At 68.6% G+C, this 5094-nt stretch carries 5 protein-coding genes; 3 read left to right on the forward strand and 2 right to left on the reverse strand.

Translation table 11 applies throughout. The features are described 5' to 3' along the window. Positions 1 to 51 precede the first annotated feature (51 nt). Together ACFV9M_RS41710 and ACFV9M_RS41715 are read right to left on the reverse strand one after the other, a co-directional pair. A complete protein-coding gene (locus tag ACFV9M_RS41710) occupies positions 52 to 606 on the reverse strand; it encodes a hypothetical protein (protein WP_385079687.1) in 555 nt (184 codons plus the stop codon). A gap of 124 nt (positions 607 to 730) precedes the next feature. Then, on the reverse strand, positions 731 to 967 hold the full coding sequence (locus tag ACFV9M_RS41715) for a hypothetical protein (protein WP_385079690.1): 237 nt from the start codon (positions 965 to 967) through the stop codon (positions 731 to 733). Between the two features lie 212 nt (positions 968 to 1179). On the opposite strand from ACFV9M_RS41715, the gene thyX reads away from it, so the two are divergent. The 3 genes from thyX (at position 1180) to ACFV9M_RS41730 (ending at position 4841) form a co-directional block, all read left to right on the forward strand. After that, positions 1180 to 1920 (forward strand): FAD-dependent thymidylate synthase, encoded by a 741-nt coding sequence (gene thyX / locus ACFV9M_RS41720; RefSeq protein ID WP_385079691.1) that lies wholly within the window; start codon positions 1180 to 1182, stop codon positions 1918 to 1920. A gap of 193 nt (positions 1921 to 2113) precedes the next feature. Next, entirely contained in the window at positions 2114 to 3013 is a 900-nt protein-coding gene (gene dapA / locus ACFV9M_RS41725) for a 4-hydroxy-tetrahydrodipicolinate synthase (RefSeq protein ID WP_385079694.1), read from the forward strand. A 142-nt stretch (positions 3014 to 3155) separates the two neighbouring features. Next, positions 3156 to 4841, forward strand: coding sequence for a ribonuclease J (locus ACFV9M_RS41730; protein WP_385079696.1), 1686 nt, complete (start codon positions 3156 to 3158; stop codon positions 4839 to 4841). The last annotated feature ends 253 nt before the right edge of the window (positions 4842 to 5094 follow it).

The following is a 5094-nucleotide window of genomic DNA, read 5'->3' on the forward strand; positions in this document are numbered from 1 at the left end:
ATACACTCAAGAAAACACGCCGGCCGGGCCCCTATAATTCAGCCTCCGGGCTCAGTGCAGCCCGTACTCCTCGGCCCAGGCCTCCACCGCGTCCGCGGCCCGGTCGAAGGCCTCGACCCGGCCGAAGAAGTCGGCCCCGTGCGTCGTCAGCAGCGGCAGGGCACCGTCCGTCGCGCGATCCCGCCGCAGCAGCGTCAGGGCCTGGCCCTGCACGGTCCGCGGCAGACCCAGCCAGCGCACCGGCTGCTGCACGGTCCGTACGGCCGCCACCCGCCCCCAGGACACCGTCCGGGTGCGGAGGAAGCCCACGTGCCGCAGCCCGCGCGCGCTCACCCACACGCCCATCCGCAGCAGCCGCAGCGCCGCGGCGATCACCAGCAGCGAGACGCCGAAGATCACGCCGGCCTCCGACACCGAGCTGGTCAGCGCGATCACGACCGCCGCGAACAGCACGTAGGAGGCGAGCAGCAGGCACAGCGCGGCCGCGCCGACACGGCAGGGCCCGGGACGGTAGGGGCGCCGCCAGTGGTCACGGTCGTCGAAGGGCAACGCGACGTCGTCCACCGTTTCGAAGGCGCGGTCGGCCGCCAGGAAGGACAGGGGCACGGCTGGTCCTCACTCGATCCATGCGTGGGCTGTGCCCCGAGAGGCTATCCGCCCCCCGCCCGTCCCCACCACCTTCGGGGTCCCGTGGAGGTACTCCCGCACCCTTCGGACGACGGTGAAGGAGTCAGCGTCCCTCCGACGCCTGCGACTGCTGCGTCTGCGCGGACTGGTCCTGGGACAGCGCCGGCATCCCGATGACCAGGGACCCCACCAGCGCGGACACGATGGTGACCCCCAGCAGCCAGCGCCCGGCTATCTCCCCGACGGAGGACCGCTCCCGGGCCGGCGGGGTGACATTGCTGCGGAACTTGTCGGCTTCAGCGAGGAAGGCGAAGGGTACGGACTCGCGCCGACGGAACATGATGGGTTCGTCCTCCTTGGGAACTCGCGTGGACGTCGTCGGTGGACGTCGTCACTGGTGCACGTCACTGATACAGACGATCGGGTGCCCGAAAACGTGCCCCATTTCACGAGACGTCCCGGACGAATCCGAGGCTGCCCGTGAGGGCCCGCCCCCGGCGCCCCCGTAGAGTTGGCGCCGCGTTCAAGCCGACCCGGAAGGACCCCCGCACTGTGACCGACAGGCCCGCCGACGAAACCAAGATCTTCACCCGCAGCGACGTCACCGTCGAGCTGGTCAAGCACACCGCGTCCGACGCCGACGTGCTGTTCGCCGCCCGCGTCTCGACCGTCGGCGAGCAGTCCCTGGACGAGCTGGACAAGGACCCGGAGCGTTCCAAAGGCCTGATCAACTACCTGATGCGGGACCGCCACGGCAGCCCCTTCGAGCACAACTCGATGACCTTCTTCATCAGCGCCCCGATCTTCGTCTTCCGCGAGTTCATGCGTCACCGCGTGGGCTGGTCGTACAACGAGGAGAGTGGCCGCTACCGTGAGCTGGAGCCCGTCTTCTACGTCCCCGACGCCTCCCGCAAGCTCGTCCAGGAGGGCCGCCCCGGCAAGTACGTCTTCGTCGAGGGCACCGAGGCCCAGCAGGAGTTGGTCGCGCGCACCATGGAGGACTCGTACCGCGAGGCCTACGCGGCCTACCAGGAGATGCTCGCCGCCGGCGTCGCCCGCGAGGTCGCCCGCGCGGTCCTCCCCGTCGGCCTGTTCTCCTCGATGTACGCCACCTGCAACGCCCGCTCGCTGATGCACTTCCTCGGCCTGCGCACCCAGCACGAGCTGGCGAAGGTCCCGTCCTTCCCGCAGCGGGAGATCGAGATGGTCGGCGAGAAGATGGAGGCCGAGTGGGCCAGGCTCATGCCCCTCACCTACGCGGCCTTCAACGCCAACGGCCGTGTCGCCCCGTGACGGAAGACGTATGTACGGATCATCCGTGCGAAGTGTCCGTATTGCGGCATTTGGAGAAGTTCATCTAGCCTGATCAAACGGACCCGGCACTGCCTGAACCCCCGAGCAGGCAGTGCCGGGCTCCACCTTTGTCACGACTTGTCGCCCGCCCCGAGGGCAGACCCCACCCTGAGCAACGAGTAGCGTGTTACCCATGGCTCCGACCTCCACTCCGCAGACCCCCTTCGGGCGGGTCCTCACCGCCATGGTCACGCCCTTCGCGGCGGACGGCGCGCTCGACCTCGACGGCGCACAGCGGCTCGCCACCCACCTGGTGGACGCAGGCAATGACGGCCTGATCGTCAACGGCACCACCGGCGAGTCCCCGACCACCAGCGACGCGGAGAAATCGGACCTGGTACGAGCCGTCCTGGAGGCCGTCGGCGACCGGGCCCACGTCGTGGCCGGCGTCGGCACCAACGACACGCGGCACAGCGTCGAGCTGGCGCACGCGGCGCAGAAGGCGGGCGCCCACGGCCTCCTGGCCGTCACCCCGTACTACAACAAGCCCCCTCAGGAGGGCCTGTACCGTCACTTCACGGCGATCGCCGACGCCACCGAGCTGCCGGTCATGCTCTACGACATCCCCGGCCGCAGCGGCGTCCCGATCAACACCGAGACGCTCGTCCGCCTCGCGGAGCACCCGCGGATCGTGGCCAACAAGGACGCCAAGGGCGACCTCGGCCGCGCGAGCTGGGCCATCGCCCGGTCCCGCCTCGCCTGGTACTCCGGCGACGACATGCTGAACCTGCCGCTGCTCTCCGTGGGCGCGGTCGGCTTCGTCTCGGTCGTCGGTCATGTCGTCACCCCCGACCTGCGCGCCCTCGTGGACGCGTTCGTCGCCGGCGAGGTCCAGAAGGCCACGGAGATCCACCAGAAGCTGCTCCCGGTCTACACGGGCATGTTCCGCACCCAGGGCGTCATGACCACGAAGGCCGTGCTCACCCTCCTGGGCCTGCCCGCGGGCCCGCTGCGCGCCCCCATGGTCGAGTGCTCCCCCGAAGAGATCGAACAGCTCAAGATCGATCTTGCCGCGGGCGGGGTACAGCTCTGACACCAGACTTCACAACTGAATACGACCGAACACCGCAGGCCCACCGGTGCCTGCGCCTTCCAGCCGACAACTGCTTCTGCACGAACGTCACGCGCGCCACGTGCCCGACCGGTACGTGGCGTGTGTGGTTGAGGAGAGTCTTTTGAGTCATCCGCACCCCGAACTGAGCCCGCCGCCGCCGCTCCCCGAAGGAGGCCTGCGGGTCACCCCACTGGGCGGCCTCGGCGAGATCGGCCGCAACATGACGGTCTTCGAGTACGGCGGCCGCCTGCTGATCGTCGACTGCGGAGTGCTCTTCCCCGAGGAGGAGCAGCCCGGAATCGACCTGATCCTGCCGGACTTCTCGTCCATCCGGAACCGCCTCGACGACATCGAGGGCATCGTCCTCACCCATGGCCACGAGGATCACATCGGCGGCGTCCCCTACCTCCTCCGGGAGAAGCCGGACATCCCGCTGATCGGCTCCAAGCTGACCCTCGCCCTCATCGAGGCCAAGCTCCAGGAACACCGCATCCGTCCGTACACCCTCGAGGTGGCGGAGGGGAACCGCGAGCGCATCGGCCCGTTCGACTGTGAGTTCATCGCGGTCAACCACTCCATCCCGGACGCCCTCGCGGTCGCCATCCGCACACCGGCCGGCATGGTGGTCCACACGGGCGACTTCAAGATGGACCAGCTCCCGCTGGACAACCGCCTCACGGACCTCCACGCCTTCGCACGGCTGAGCGAAGAGGGGATCGACCTCCTTCTCGCCGACTCGACGAACGCCGAGGTCCCGGGGTTCGTCCCGCCCGAGCGGGACATCTCCAACGTCCTGCGCACGGTCTTCGCCAACGCCCGCAAGCGGATCATCGTGGCCAGCTTCGCCAGCCACGTCCACCGCATCCAGCAGATCCTGGACGCGGCCCACGAGTACGGCCGCCGGGTCGCCTTCGTCGGCCGCTCGATGGTCCGCAACATGGGTATCGCCCGTGACCTCGGGTACCTCAAGGTCCCGCCGGGTCTGGTGGTGGACGTCCGTAGCCTCGACGACCTCCCCGACCACGAGGTGGTCCTGGTCTGTACGGGCTCCCAGGGCGAACCGATGGCCGCGCTGTCCCGCATGGCCAACCGCGACCACCAGATCCGTATCGTCGACGGCGACACGGTGATCCTGGCGTCGTCGCTCATCCCCGGCAACGAGAACGCGGTCTACCGCGTGATCAACGGCCTGACCCGCTGGGGCGCGCACGTCGTCCACAAGGGCAACGCCAAGGTGCACGTCTCCGGCCACGCGTCCGCGGGCGAGCTCCTGTACTTCTACAACATCTGCCGCCCCAAGAACCTGATGCCGGTCCACGGCGAATGGCGCCATCTGAGGGCCAACGCCGAGCTGGGCGCCATGACCGGCGTCCCGCACGACCGGATCGTCATCGCGGAGGACGGCGTCGCCGTCGACCTCATCGAGGGCAAGGCCAAGATCTCCGGCAAGGTCCAGGCCGGTTACGTGTACGTCGACGGGCTCTCGGTCGGCGACGTGGGCGAGCCGGCACTGAAGGACCGCAAGATCCTGGGCGACGAGGGCATCATCTCGGTCTTCGTCGTGGTGGACTCGTCCACCGGCAAGATCACGGGCGGTCCGCACGTCCAGGCCCGCGGCTCGGGCATCGAGGACTCGGCCTTCTCGGCCGTCCTCCCGAAGATCACCGAGGTCCTGGAACGTTCGGCCCAGGACGGGGTGGTCGAGCCCCACCAACTGCAGCAGCTCATCCGCCGCACGCTGGGCAAGTGGGTCTCCGACACCTATCGCCGCAGGCCGATGATCCTCCCGGTCGTCGTGGAGGTCTGACCCGCGGACGACCCGTCATCCGCGCGGACTCGGAGCGGGGCCCCTCGATTTGCATCGGGGCGCCCCGCTCCAGTACGTTTACGGCTCCGCCTGAACGGGAACCCGGCAGCTTCAAGCACGCAGGGACCACCCCGGGAGGGGCCGGGAAAACCGACTCAGAACTTCTGATAAAGTCGGAACCGCCGGAAAGGAAACCGCGAAACAAAAGCGGGAACCTGGAAAGCACCGAGGAAATCGGATCGAGAAAAGATCT

Origin of the sequence: Streptomyces sp. NPDC059895 (assembly GCF_042731035.1) — a bacterium.
Taxonomy (GTDB): domain Bacteria; phylum Actinomycetota; class Actinomycetes; order Streptomycetales; family Streptomycetaceae; genus Streptomyces.